The sequence below is a fragment of the Limnobacter thiooxidans genome, from assembly GCF_036323495.1.
GTDB classification, from domain to species: domain Bacteria; phylum Pseudomonadota; class Gammaproteobacteria; order Burkholderiales; family Burkholderiaceae_B; genus Limnobacter; species Limnobacter thiooxidans.
In genome coordinates, this window is the sequence record NZ_AP028947.1 from 2,499,326 (window position 1) to 2,512,619 (window position 13,294).

The 13,294-nt window shown below is 54.0% G+C and carries 13 protein-coding genes; 4 read left to right on the top strand and 9 right to left on the bottom strand.

Annotated features, from left to right (window positions below; genetic code table 11):
- Positions 1-24: 24 nt before the first annotated feature.
- Positions 25-1,179, top strand: coding sequence for a fatty acid desaturase family protein (locus tag RGQ30_RS11355; RefSeq protein ID WP_130555807.1), 1,155 nt, complete (start codon positions 25-27; stop codon positions 1,177-1,179).
- Between the two features lie 16 nt (positions 1,180-1,195).
- Here the strand turns inward: RGQ30_RS11355 and RGQ30_RS11360 are convergent, their stop codons facing one another.
- A complete protein-coding gene (locus RGQ30_RS11360) occupies positions 1,196-1,798 on the bottom strand; it encodes a LysE family translocator (RefSeq protein WP_130555806.1) in 603 nt (200 codons plus the stop codon).
- A 156-nt stretch (positions 1,799-1,954) separates the two neighbouring features.
- Between RGQ30_RS11360 and RGQ30_RS11365 the strand changes: the two genes are divergently transcribed.
- Both RGQ30_RS11365 and RGQ30_RS11370 read left to right on the top strand, forming a co-directional pair.
- Complete coding sequence (locus RGQ30_RS11365) at positions 1,955-3,136, top strand: YbfB/YjiJ family MFS transporter (RefSeq protein WP_130555805.1); 1,182 nt, start codon at positions 1,955-1,957, stop codon at positions 3,134-3,136.
- A 4-nt stretch (positions 3,137-3,140) separates the two neighbouring features.
- A complete protein-coding gene (locus tag RGQ30_RS11370) occupies positions 3,141-4,589 on the top strand; it encodes an aminotransferase-like domain-containing protein (RefSeq protein WP_130555804.1) in 1,449 nt (482 codons plus the stop codon).
- On the opposite strand, the gene RGQ30_RS11375 is transcribed toward RGQ30_RS11370, so the two are convergent.
- From RGQ30_RS11375 to RGQ30_RS11410, 8 genes are all read right to left on the bottom strand, one after another.
- The gene (locus tag RGQ30_RS11375; RefSeq protein ID WP_130555803.1) at positions 4,557-6,128 is read right to left on the bottom strand and encodes a bifunctional GNAT family N-acetyltransferase/carbon-nitrogen hydrolase family protein; all 1,572 of its coding nucleotides are present in this window, start codon (positions 6,126-6,128) and stop codon (positions 4,557-4,559) included. The two genes, RGQ30_RS11370 and RGQ30_RS11375, sit on opposite strands and share 33 nt — an antisense overlap.
- A gap of 139 nt (positions 6,129-6,267) precedes the next feature.
- The gene (modA, locus tag RGQ30_RS11380; RefSeq protein WP_338284426.1) at positions 6,268-7,110 is read right to left on the bottom strand and encodes a molybdate ABC transporter substrate-binding protein; all 843 of its coding nucleotides are present in this window, start codon (positions 7,108-7,110) and stop codon (positions 6,268-6,270) included.
- A gap of 50 nt (positions 7,111-7,160) precedes the next feature.
- Positions 7,161-7,913, bottom strand: coding sequence for a YoaK family protein (locus RGQ30_RS11385; RefSeq protein ID WP_130555802.1), 753 nt, complete (start codon positions 7,911-7,913; stop codon positions 7,161-7,163).
- 110 nt (positions 7,914-8,023) lie between these two features.
- Positions 8,024-8,965, bottom strand: a complete 942-nt coding sequence (locus RGQ30_RS11390) for a hypothetical protein (protein WP_130555801.1) — start codon at positions 8,963-8,965, stop codon at positions 8,024-8,026.
- Positions 8,966-8,968: 3 nt separating this feature from the next.
- Positions 8,969-9,706 carry a phosphonate ABC transporter ATP-binding protein gene (locus RGQ30_RS11395; protein ID WP_130555800.1) on the bottom strand — a complete coding sequence of 246 codons (738 nt, stop codon included), beginning with the start codon at positions 9,704-9,706 and terminating at the stop codon, positions 8,969-8,971.
- The gene (phnE, locus tag RGQ30_RS11400; protein WP_130555799.1) at positions 9,703-10,584 is read right to left on the bottom strand and encodes a phosphonate ABC transporter, permease protein PhnE; all 882 of its coding nucleotides are present in this window, start codon (positions 10,582-10,584) and stop codon (positions 9,703-9,705) included. The genes RGQ30_RS11395 and phnE overlap by 4 nt, the downstream gene beginning before the upstream one ends.
- A gap of 18 nt (positions 10,585-10,602) precedes the next feature.
- On the bottom strand, positions 10,603-11,469 hold the full coding sequence (locus RGQ30_RS11405; protein WP_130555798.1) for a phosphate/phosphite/phosphonate ABC transporter substrate-binding protein: 867 nt from the start codon (positions 11,467-11,469) through the stop codon (positions 10,603-10,605).
- A gap of 138 nt (positions 11,470-11,607) precedes the next feature.
- Positions 11,608-12,510 carry a VTT domain-containing protein gene (locus tag RGQ30_RS11410; protein ID WP_130555797.1) on the bottom strand — a complete coding sequence of 301 codons (903 nt, stop codon included), beginning with the start codon at positions 12,508-12,510 and terminating at the stop codon, positions 11,608-11,610.
- Positions 12,511-12,687: 177 nt separating this feature from the next.
- Between RGQ30_RS11410 and RGQ30_RS11415 the strand changes: the two genes are divergently transcribed.
- Positions 12,688-12,972, top strand: a complete 285-nt coding sequence (locus tag RGQ30_RS11415) for a sll1863 family stress response protein (RefSeq protein WP_130555796.1) — start codon at positions 12,688-12,690, stop codon at positions 12,970-12,972.
- The last annotated feature ends 322 nt before the right edge of the window (positions 12,973-13,294 follow it).

The following is a 13,294-nucleotide window of genomic DNA, read 5'->3' on the forward strand; positions in this document are numbered from 1 at the left end:
CAACAAGAGAAGCAGGAGACACACATGGGCATGCCAACACATTTGAGCGCCAGCGACATCGAGGAATTCGGTCGCGAAATGGACGCAATACGCAATGAAATTGCAGACTCGCTGGGCAGCAAAGACCGCGCTTACATTCTTTCTGTTATCAAGTGGCAGCGCACGCTGATGCTGGCCGGGCGGATTGTCATTTTCCTGAGCTTTTTCCTCTTGCCCATGAGCGACTGGACCTTCACCGGCTGGCCGCAATTCTGGGTTGTGCTGTTGTTGGGTGCAGGCATGCTGGGTGTGTCAAAAAGCATCGAGAACATGGAGCTGGGCCACAACATCATGCATGCGCAGTTCGACTGGATGCGCGACCCCAACATTCAATCCAACACCTGGGAATGGGACAATGTGTGCCCTTCCGACCAATGGAAGCACAGCCACAACGTGGTGCACCACACCTGGACCAATGTGCACGGCAAAGACCCCGACATTGGCTACGGCGTACTGCGTGTTACCGATGATCAGCGCTGGCATGCCAAGTACCTGTTCAACCCGGTAATCAACTTCGTGCTGATGATGATGTTCCAATGGGGTGTGGCCCTGCACGACCTGGAAGCAGACAAATTGCTGGCTGGCCAGAAAAGCTGGAAAGAAGTGATCCCGATGCTCAAACGCATTGGCTGGAAGGTACGCCACCAGTTACTGAAAGACTATGTGTGCTGGCCCCTGTTGGGTGCGGCTGTCACCCTGCCGTTTACACTGTATTTCGGTTTTGATGTAATCAATATCGCACTGGCTGCCATGGGCTTCACAATCATCGCCAACTTGATCGGCAACGGCATTCGCAACATCTGGTCGAATGTGATTATTTTCTGCGGTCACTTTCCGGCGGGTGTTCACCATTTCACCAAGGAAGAAGTGGAAGGAGAAACCCGCGCAGCCTGGTATGTGCGGCAGTTGCTGGGCAGCTGCAACATCACGGGGGGCAAGCTGTTCCACATTTTGTCGGGCAATCTGAGCCACCAGATTGAGCATCACCTCTTCCCCGATATTCCGGCCAACCGCTATGCTGAAATGTCGCCCCGTGTGCAAGCCATGGCAGCGCGCTACGGCCTGCCCTACAACAAGGGCAGCTTCACGCGCCAGTTTGGCACCACCACGTGGAATATCTGGCGGCTTTCACTGCCCTGATCGAGCGCACTACCTGTTACATGGCCGACACGGTGCTGTATGCAAAAAACAGCACCAGGCTGGCGGCCATGCCGGCATTGAAGCACTTCAAGCGCAGCGGGCTGTTGATGAATGCCCGCAAACGTGACCCTAACACCAGCCACACGCCCACACACAACACCCCCACGCTCGCCATGACCACAGCCACCGCCAGCACGTCCAGCACCGGTGTGCTGGCACTTGCCGGGAACAAGGCCACTGCAGCCGTGGCCATGAACCAGGCCTTGGGATTCACCCACTGAAACAACACGGCATTCAGAAAGGTCAGCGGCCTGGACCCCGGCTTCAATGCATCTGCCGAAGGTGAAAAACTGGCAATGCGCCAGGCCAGGACCACCATCATCAACAAACTGAATACCAGCAACACCGTTTGAAACCAGGGCACGGTGTCAAACACCGCATTCAACCCCAGGCCCATGGCCAGAAGCATCAAGGGAAATCCCACCACAATGCCAAAGAAATGGGGAAGACTTTTTCGCACACCGAAATTCATGCCGGAAGTCATGATCATCAAGTTATTGGGCCCCGGTGTGATGATGCTCAGGAATGCAAACAAGGCAACGGCCTGTAAATGCTGCATGGTGAACTCCTTTCATGGTGTAACGAATCGAACATCCACTGTAAGAAGTTTTGCAAATTCAGCACAGATTCAGGATAATGAAATAATGTGCAGTACAGATTAAATCAATCAAAATCTGTACTGCTTTCAAACTTCGAATTCTGTGCGGGTATTCCCATGAAGCTGGAACGTTGGCAAGTCATTGCCGCAGGCATTTGTTCCCTGATCCTGACCGTGGGCCTGGCCCGTTTTTCCTATACCCCCCTGTTGCCCATCATGCGTGAACAGGCAAGCCTGAGCGCATTTGATGGTGGCTGGCTGGCCACGGTGAACTACATGGGCTACATCACCGGTGCGTTGCTGGCTTCAACGCTGAGCAACCTGGATTACAAGTACCTGCAGTACCGTTTGGGCCTTGTTGTCGCCGTGCTCAGCACCATCGGCATGGGCCTGACCACCGATGTGAACCTTTGGGTATTCCTGCGCTTTGTCTCGGGCGTGTCCAGCACCGCCGGCATGTTGATCGCATCGGGCTTGATCATGAACTGGCTTGCCCGCCAGAACCTGAAAACCGAACTGGGCCTGCATTTCACCGGGGCTGGCCTGGGGCTGGTCATGTCTGGCCTGGCTGTCATGGCCATGGTCGATCACCTTAGTTGGGACCAGCAATGGTGGGTGCTTGGCGTGGTGGGCATTGTGTTTTTTATTCCGGCCTGGAAGTGGATGCCCAAACCCGCCAAGGCTGGCAGCGCCGAAGCACAGGTGGCTGACGTGCCGCCACCAACCGCAAAGTGGATGCGCTTGATGCTGGGTGCCTATTTCTGCGCCGGCTTTGGTTATGTGATCAGCGCCACATTCATTGTGGCCATTGCAGAAACACTGCCTGAACTGCAAGGCAAAGGCCCTTGGGTGTGGGTGGTGGTGGGGCTTGCGGCCATGCCGTCCACTTTCATCTGGGATCGGGTGGCGAGAATAACTGGCGTGTTCGAAGCCTTGGTGCTGGCTTATGGCCTGCAAATTCTGTCGATCCTGATGGCGGGTTTTGTGGACGGATACTGGGCCAACATGGTCAGTGCCGTGTTGTTCGGCGGCACCTTTGCAGGCATTGTGAACCTGACCCTCAGCATTGCGGGCCGACAGTTCCCGGCCAACCCCAGCAAGGCCATGGCGCGAATGACCCTGAGCTATGGCGTCTCCCAAATTGCAGCACCCGCATTGGCCGGATTGATCGCTGAACGCACAGGCACCTACCGCGGTTCGCTTTACCTTGCAGCCCTGTTGATGGTGGCTGGCGTATTCATGGTGTGGGCCCTGAAAAAACAGACAGACCAGGCTGCACTGTCGCAAAGCGCAGGGTAAGCCAATGAATGCCACCTCGCGCAAATACGAAACACTGGCGTTGAATCTTCAGGCCTTGATTGAGCACAATCATTTTGCAGCCGGGTACAAACTGCCTTCCATTCGGAAATTGTCCGAGCAGTGGCATTACTCCATCGACACCGTGCAGAAAGCATTGAATCTTCTGGAGGACAGAGGCTATGTTCAGCCGGTGGCCAAATCCGGTTATTACGTTCAAGCGCGCAGCACCCCGCTTGCAAACACCTGCACGCAAGCGCCAGATTCCATTGCGCTGGAACCGCCTGTCAACCTGGAAGTGGCCAACCAGATCGCAAACTTTCTGAAAAGCTCGACACGCGAAGGCGTTGCACCGCTGGGTGTGGCGTTTCCCGCCCATGAGTTGTTGCCGATTGCCACCCTGCGCCGCAGTTACGCCACGGTCAACCGCACGCGCCCGGACCTACTCACGTTGGGAAGCCACGTGGAGCCCAATCAGCCTGAACTGGTGCAACAACTGCAACAACGCTTTGAACTCATGGGCATGAAATTGAAGCGGGATGAACTGGTGATCACCGATGGCTGCACCGAAGCACTGGGCCTGGCCTTGCAAACTGTTGCACGCCACAATGATGTGGTTGCGGTGGAATCGCCCGGCTATTACCTGCTCTTGCAGATGATCGAATCGCTGGGCCTGCGCGCACTGGAAATACCCAGCAGCCCGGAACATGGCATGTCACTGGAAGCACTTGAAATTGCGGTGAAGCAGACCCGCATTGCAGCCTGCATTGTTTGCCCAACGGCCAGCAACCCGATGGGTTCGGTGATGCCGGACACACACCGCAAAAAACTGCTGGACCTGGCCGAGAAATACGACTTCCCGATTGTGGAAGACAATGTGTACGCCGACCTGTACTTTGAACGCTTCCGCCCTCGCCCGTTGAAAGCGGGCAAACAAGGCGACCGGGTGTTGATGTGCGGCTCATTTTCCAAATCGCTCAGCCCGGCACTGCGAATTGGCTATGTGGCGGGTGGAAAATATGCGGCCCAGGTGTTGTCGAAGAAACGGATTTTAAGCGGTTCAACAAATCCGATTACCCAGGTGGCTGTGGCGCATTACCTGGAAAAAGGCTCGTTCGAGCGGCACTTGCGCACCCTGCGCCAGCAATTTGAAACCCAGGTGCGCGCAATGAGCAGCCTGGTGCTGAAACACTTTCCACCCGGCACCCGAATTTCAGAACCCAAGGGTGGGTTCGTGTTGTGGGTTGAACTGCCTGGCGACATCGACACTGCCGCACTGTTCAACAGGGCGATTGCGCGCAAGGTGGCTTACATGCCGGGCAGCGTATTCTCCGCCAGTGGTTTGTACAAAAACTGTATTCGCCTGAACTGCGGCCACCCTGTGACAGACGACACCGCAGTGGCGATTGCGAAGCTGGGCCAATTATTCCTCACCCAACCAAACCACTTGGTATAGATCACGCCGACGATCCAGAAAATTGCGAACCGATCCTTCATTTTTCAGATTTTGAAGTTTGTCCAGATCCACATCCACAATCAGGGTCATCTCGGTGTTGGGCGTGGTTTCAGCCATGATGGCGTCGTGCGGAAAGGCAAAGTCAGACGGAGAAAACACCGCGGTTTGCCCGTATTGAATGTCCACATTGTCCACTTTGGGCAAATTGCCAAAGCTGCCTGAAATGGCCACATAACATTCGTTCTCGATGGCCCGTGCCTGGGCACAGCGGCGCACACGCAGGTAGCCGTTCTTGGTGTCGGTCCAGAAAGGAACGAGCAAAATCTGCATGTCCTTGTCGGCCAGCAAACGAGACAATTCCGGAAATTCGGAGTCGTAACAAATCAGAATGCCGATTTTGCCGAAGTCGGTGTCAAACACATTCAGCCTGTTGCCGCCTTCCATCATCCACTCACGCTTCTCATGGGGTGTGGGGTGAATTTTGTACTGGGCTTCCACCGTGCCATCGCGGCGGCACAGGTAGGCCACATTGTACAGCGCGCCATTTTCCATCACCGGCATGGAGCCTGCCACCACGTTGATGTTGTAGCTCACCGCCATTCGCCGTATTTCATCGCGGATTTGATCCGTGTAGGTGGCCAGGTGGCGAATGGCTTCCAGCGAATTGCCATTGCCCGCCAGGCCCATCAAGGGTGCGTTGAAGAACTCGGGAAACAAGGCCACGTCGCAACGGTAATCTGACAAGGCGTTGATGAAGTATTCGGCCTGTTTCACCACATCGTCCACGTTGTGAAACTCGCGCATTTGCCATTGCACGCAACCTATTCTCGCAGTGGTTTTGGGCGCGCCAAACAACATCGGTTTCTCGGGTTCGTAGTAAATGTTGAACCACTCCAGCAAGGTGGCATAGCCTTGCGATTCCTTGTCTTCAGGCAGGTAGCCTTTCAGTACTTGCTTCACTTCAAAGTCGTTGCTCAACTGAAATGTCAAAATCGGGTCGTACAGATCCTTGCGCTTCACGGCAGCAATGTATTGCTGTGGCGACATCTCGTTCATGTGTGCCTTGTAACCGGGAATTCTGCCCCCCGCCATGATGGCGCGCAAATTCAGGCTTTTGCAAAGCTCCCTGCGGGCCTCGTAAAGACGTCGACCCACGCGCATACTTCGGTATTCCGGATCTGCGAATACATCAATGCCGTAAAGCACATCGCCCCTCGGATCGTGGGTGGTAGCGTAAATGTTGCCGGTGATTTCCATGTAGGTGTGCTTGTCGCCAAACTTGTCATAATCCACCACCACGGCAAAAGCCGCAGCGATCACTTTGCCGTCGTCTTCGATGCAAATCTGGCCTTCCGGAAATGTTTTCAGGATTGAACGGAATTTGGACTCAGGCAGTGCGCCGCCTGCGCTGTGATACACCAGTTCCATGATGCGCTTGATGTCGGAATAGTCTGAAACAGTCAAATTGCGCAACAGCAGCTTGTGCCCTGTGTGTTCGTGATCTTTTTCATGCTCGAGTGAATCGGTTTCTGAAGCCATCCGGTTTACCCCCATTAGTTCATTAAATGAATGTTCCCATTAGAACACATCATTAAAAATGAGGAGCTTGACCTTCTTTTTTCGGCATGTTTTACAACAAGTGACTCAGGTCAGGAAATCAATCAAGAAGAAAAAAATTCTATCTGGCAGGCACCTCAAAACCGTATTTGCGCAAGATGGCCAGCGCACCCGGTGTACCCAAATACTGGTAAAAAGCCTTCGCTGGTTCAGGTGCGTTTTTCATCAGCACCATGCGTTGGGCCAAAGGTTTGTGCCAGGTTTCGGGAATCAGTGCGAAATCACCCTTGCTGCCAATTTGCGGCGCCAGTGCAAGCGAATAGGCAATGATCCCACCCTGTGTTGAACCCGATGTTGCAAACTGAGCGGCCTGCGAAATGTTTTCACCAATCACCAGCCTGGGTTCAATGGCTTGCCACAAGCCCGCGTGCTCAAGGGCTTCCATCGCACGCATGCCATAGGGCGCATGCTCAGGTGAAGCAATGGCAAATTTTTTCAAGCGCCCATCCTTCAGGGCAGCGGCCAAATCATTTAACTCACCATCGGCTTTCAAGGCGGAGCCCTTGGGCACCAGGATGCCAATGCGGCCTTTGGCATACAGCCGACCCCTGTCTTCGGTCTTTCCCGCATCGGCCAGTTTGAACACAAAGTTTTCATCCGCCGACATGAACAGGTGAAAAGGCGCACCCTGAGCAATCTGCGAATAAAAATTGCCGGAAGAACCAAAAACGAGTCGAATCTTCTGCCCGGTTTCTTTCTCGAACTTTGCAGCCACTTCTTCAATGGCAAATTTCAAATCGGAGGCGGCAGCCAATGTTGGCAAGGTTGAGTGGGCTTGTTGCGCGTGTGCTGGTATCGAGCCAATCACTGACAGTACAGCGCACAGACCCATTGCACACACATTCCGGATCACACTTTTCACTGGCTTTTTACCTGTTTTCAGACGGTTCACTGATTTGTTCAAGATTGCCAAAACACCGCTGCAGGGTCAAGCCAACGGGCATTGGCTCGGGTTTACTTTTGCGAATGCCAAGCGCTGATGTCGCGGCACACCGGCCCAATTGCCAACAGAAACAGAAGTGCCGAAATCGGCAACACGAACCACACACTCAACTGGAGAAATCCGATTGCGCCCACTACACCACCTACAAAAAAACTGCCGATCAGGCGAGTCAGGGCCATGAGTTTTCGGCGATCAGCAAAAACCGGCAACTGACCTTCACGTGCGCCGGCATTTCGATAAACAAGCTTGCCCAACTCAATGCCCAAGTCGGTGATCATGCCGGTGACATGGGTGGTGCGAACCACCGCCCCGGAAACCTTGGTGATGACCGCATTCTGCAAACCCATCATGTAGGCCAGCACGGCAACCCCACTCACCCAGAAAAATGGGGAGCCCACTGCAACACTGGATGACATTGCACCGAAGACAAGAAGCAACATTGCCTCCAGCAACAGAGGAAATGCGTAGAGACTTTCGAGTGCCCGGCGCCGCGCGAACGACACCAGGATGGCTGTGCTCATGGCCCCCAACAGAAAACTGAATACCGCGATGGCAACGCCCGACACAAGGTTAAATTCGCCCAGCACCAGGTTGTCGGCCATGGACGAAACAAGTCCTGTCATGTGCGACGTGTAGGTCTTGAAGGCCAGATAGCCGCCAGAATTAACCATACCCGCCACTAACGCAAGCCATGCGCCCAGCGCAAGATTTGATTCATCTGAACGCGACTTGCCGGTCAAGCGTGTGGAATAGTTGAAGAGCATGCGAGGTCTCAAGGGCGGCAGCACAGTCATTTCGGGTTGAGCTGGTGTTACAAATCGAGTGCTTCATTGAGTACTTATCTTACGCCCACAATGGTGTGAAGGCCGCTTTTTCAAATACCCTGGCTAATACGCTTGAAATAAGAAGTGTGTGCAGCACTGCCTTCTGGCCATTCGCTGAGAAAGTGCTGCTGCCACTTGGCCTGATCGAACTGCACGCGCACCTGCTCAATCCACAGTCCGTCAATTTGCGTGGCCTGAAGCACTCTGCTTTGTTCACGCACTTGTTCAGGTATTTGTTCACTGAGTGCACTCGCAGAAATTCGCGTGAACAAACCATCCAGGCTGCCGGGTGCGCTGGGCATGCCCGCTGCGCCATTGTTGCTGATCAAGCCGGTTCGCCCACCCGGCAAAGGTTCAGGGTGAAAGGCTGCGGAACAAGTGTGGCTGCTGGCAAACACATTGACCTGCGCTTTGTCGAACAAGGAAACGCGCCAAGGCGCTTCATCACTGCGCGACAAATGCACCGGGTCGAACCGCCAGCCAGCCAGTGAATCGCCATCGCCATGCACCACGGCCACGTTCAAACCACTCACGCTGTAACGTGCAAAAAACGGTTTTTCAAGCAGTCGGGCGAGCAATTCAGGCTGTTGTTGCGCCGTGCGTTTCAATTCGGTGTGAATGAAATTGGAACGGTCCACAACACCCTGATCCACATCCTCGGGGTAGGCGCAGCCGCAATCGGCCACATCCAGCGCCTCGCCCAATTCGGCTTCGACATTGCCAAGAATGCAGTCGTGTTTCAGCACGCGTTGGTTGATGGCCAGAAAACCGTCTGCCGATTTGTTGAACCAGTTAAAGTCACCATTGAAGCAAATACGCACAACACCCGTTTCCTGTGCAGCCAGCGCTTCAATGGCATCCAGCGCATACGGGTTGCCATACAAGCCACCCACCACGTACAAGACGTCGCAAGGTGTAGCGGGTGCCTTGGCAATTTTTGCGGCACCATATTGATATCGAATGGGACAACTGCGGCCAGCTTTTTCAATCATGACTTACTCGTACAGGCTGTTCAGTTGCGCGGGTGTCAGTTGGTCGCTTGCGCAATCCAGCACCACTTCACCCGCTTTCAATCCAATCACGCGGTGGCTGAGCAAGGGGACCAAATTCACATTGTGAACCACGGTGATGAGGGTCGCATTCTCGCTGGCCTTGACCAGCAATTCACACACTTCATCTGCAGCCGTGGGGTCGAGTGCAGCCGTGGGCTCGTCCGCCAGCACCAGTTTCGGTTGCTGCATCAGCATGCGGGCAATGGCCACTTTCTGGCGTTCACCGCCCGACAGTTTGTCGGCCCGCTTGTCAGCCAAATGCGCCATGCCCACCGCTTTCAAGGCAGCCTGTGCACGTTGTGTTTCCTCATTCGTGAAAATTCGCGCCCAACTGCGCAGGCGCGGCATGCTGGCCAAACCACCCACCAATACATTTTCCATGGCACTCAAGCGGGCCACGAGATGCAGGCCCTGCAACACCTGCCCCACTTCAGCTCGCACCGGGCGCAAATCGCGTTCACGGCGAAGGGGAAACACCACCCGCTCGTTCACCACAATACGCCCCGCCGTGGGCTTTACAAAACCGTTGAGGCAGCGCAACAAGGTGGACTTGCCCGCACCGTTGCGACCCAAAATAGCCACCTTCTCGCCCTGGCCCACCGCAAGGGAATCCACTTTCAGGATTCGACGCCCTGCAATGACCATTTCCAGGCCATCGATCTGAATGATGTTGCTGCTCATAGCAAAGCCGTCCGTATGCGTCGGCTGATTGCGTCAAACGCAGTCACCATCAACACCACCACGATCAGGATGCTGGACAAACGGCCCCACTGAAACAGGGACACCGCTTCCGAAATCAGCAAGCCCAAACCACCCGCACCAATGATGCCGAGTATGGTTGAATCGCGAATGTTGTATTCCCAAAGGTACAAGTGGCTACTGACCCACTGGGGCAACACGCTGGGCCACACCGACCAGAAGAATGTTTGCGACGGACTTGCGCCCACCCCTTTCACCGCCTCAATGGAAGCCATGTCCAACGTCTCAATGGATTCTGCAAACAACTTGCCGTAAGTGCCCAGGCTGTGAAAGGCAATCGCCAGAATGCCGGCGGTTGGTCCAAGGCCGACAATACCCACCAGCACCAGGCCGAATACCAGCGTGTGAATGGATCTGGAGGTGTCCAGTACCAGGCGCGACAAGGCCGTCACAATGCGCGGTGCCTTGATGTTTTTTGCACTCAGCACACCAAAAGGCAGGGCCAGGATTGCACCCAACAGCGATCCCAACGTGGCAATCTTGAAGGTAGTCCAGGTGGCAAAAGCCAACTGGATCAACCACTGCTTTTCAACGGCCTGTCGGTCTTCCACGCGCAACACGGTGCCGTCGTCGCTGGTGTATTTGTAAGCCGGGTCACCCAGCCACACATCCAGAAAACTGGGTCGTGCAAACTCGGTGGCTGTCTTGATGAAGTTGGCCACCGGGTTGCGCCCCATGGACAAATCACCCGCGGTGGCCAGGCTGTAAACACAGGAGAAAACGATCAGCGCATACAAAAAAACCAGCCCGAAAAATCCGAGCCGGCCTTTCATTCTGGCCTTGAACTGCATCCAATTCATAAAGGCGTTCCAGGCACCTTACTTGGGCTGCAGGCGGCCAGTGGCCAGGCCTGCATCACGAATTGGCTTGTAGTAGCTGTTGTCTTTTTTGGCAAAACCAGTGTAGCGCGGGGGCAGCAGGTTGGGCTGGTTTTTCAGCTCGGCACCAATGCCCAGCAAGGCCTCTTGCAGTTTGGCCACAAAGACTTTGTCTTCAAACAGCTTGGCACTCACGGCGAAGGCGTCATTGGGCAAGGGGTCGGAAGTCCAGATGATTTTTGAATCTTCCGCCTTGATCAGGCCGTCCGCAATCATCGCATCGCGGTTGCGGTTGTAGTCTGCACCGGCGTCAATCGCACCTTGGGTCACTTGGGTTTGAATGGCCTGATGGCTGGTGTTGATCACCTTGGAAAAATAAGTGTCGGGGTTGATGCCCTGCTTCTGAAAATAATGGAACGGAATCAGGTAGCCCGAGGTAGAACCCTTGTCGCCAAATGCGAAAGTTTTGCCTTTCAGGTCAGCCATGCTCTTGATGCCACTTTTCGGGTTGGTCACCATAATGCCGTAATACTCGGGCTTGCCTTCGTACTCAATCGTGGCAACTGCCTGCGCTTTCGCTTCGTTGTTGGCCAATACATAGCCCCAGGGGCCCATCAAGGCCACATCGGTTTCGCCATTGGCCAGTGATTTGGCCAAACCCTCCCAACTGCTGACCGTGCGCAACTTCACAGGCTTGCCTAGCTTCTTTTCCAGGTACTGTGCCAAGGGGGTGTAGGTGGCGTCGTTCTTGTCTTTGTCGGGCTGGTAAAGGCCAACGCCAAACTGGATTACTTCAGTGGCTGCGGCAGGCGCAGCAAAAAGTGCAAGGCTGAAAGCGCCAATGAAGGCTTTCGTGGACAGTCGCATGGTCAAGTTCCGTGGTGAATTTGAATGAATTGGATATAAGAGGTCGGTACTAATATTTAGTTCGCTAACGTTGCGTCAAAGGTTACATGAAATTAACGGGATTTCGGCAGCAAAAACCACGGCTCACAATCCAATCATTCAATTCGACGCATTGCGGGCAAGCCAGGCGTCATAACCACCCTGCATGGCTTTGGCTTTGCTGTAGCCTTGCTTGCGCAAAAGGTCAGCCACCTGGCTGGCGCTGACATCATTGGGGCAGGCACACATGGTGACAATCAGGTCGTTCTTGTTCCAGGCTCGGGCTGCAGAAAGGGCGGTGTCCGCATTGGCTGGCAGCCAGCCTGCCAAGGGTTCAGCCTGCTGCACCACAGCGGGTCGAAGATCAATCAGACGCAAGCTGGAATCTCCGGCCTGTACCCGTTGAAACACGTCGTGAACCTCAATTTTCGCGCCATTCGCCTTCGCCCGAAAAGCATCACGTTGCATCAACTTCCACATCAGCCACAAGCTGCAGATCAATGCGGCTACCACCGCCAACACAAACAGATTGTCTTTCAACAACGCGTACACTGCGTTGACCTCATTCTTGAAAAGCCAACCCGCCATCAAAGCCGCCATGGCCCACAGAAAAGCACCTGCCGCAGATGCCACCGTGAATGCAAAAAGCGACATTTTCACAGCACCGGCAATTGGCGGCGCCACAGTGGAAAACCCCGGAATGAATTTGGCAACCACCAATGACCAGGGGCCCCAGACACGAAACCGCGATTCGGTTTGGCTGACACAGGATTCAGGATTGATGGACAACTTGCACAACACAGCCAATACGCGGTACCCGTAAAACCGCCCTGCAAAGTACCAGGCCCAATCAGCAATAAGGGAAGCCGAGGTGGCCACGATGGCCAGAAGAAAAATGCCTGTCCATTCACCCGACAAACTGGCGGACAGAATCAGGGTGGGCACCGCAGGCACGGGTGCACCCAACTGCTGCAAGAGCACGTTGAAGAACACCAACACTTCTGTAGTTTCGAACAAAGACATTGCGTTTACGCTGAAAATTACAAGGCGTCAAAGCCTGCCTTGTTTGCCAACATCATAAGCATTTTCAGGCGACCGTTGCCGCACATTAGAGTAGACCCTCTCCGAAATCAGGCAAGGAATGTCACAAAGTGTTGCTAACCTGACTTCTCTGGTTTACTAAATGAAGGAGTACACACCATGGCAGACCTCGAACATTACAAGGCCAAGTTGAATGCCCAGCTCGATGAGTGGAAGGCAGACCTTGACAAACTGAAAGCCCAAGCGGATGGAAAATCGGCTGATGCCAAAAAAGAGCTGAACGATTCCATTGACGCGCTGGAAGTAAAATTAGCGCAAGGTCGTTCAAAACTTGAAGAGCTGAAAGATGCCGGCGCGGAAGCCTTCGAAAGCTTGAAAGACGGGGCCAACAGCGCCTGGGACAGCATCAAGGACGCTTTCGACAAAGCCAAGTCCAAATTCTGATTGATTCAACCACCCTGCAGCCTGGTTCACCGCAAGGGGGATCGTGCTGCAAGGCAATACAACCCCCTTCAAAAGCTCACACTTCACTGAAAATCAGCGTGAAATTAGAGCTTATTCTCTAAACACTTTGATTCTTTCCCTTCGGAAAAGTCCCCTTGAAACCCTTTTCCATTGCCAATTAGGCACTTAGAAGCAATTTTAAAGTGGACTCGATAATTATAGTAAAAATGCATTGATTCGATAGATCGATTAAATTTTGCAATCGCACAATTTTTTCGGTAGAATCCGGGGTGTGTAACTTACTAACTGTTCATTAACTTTC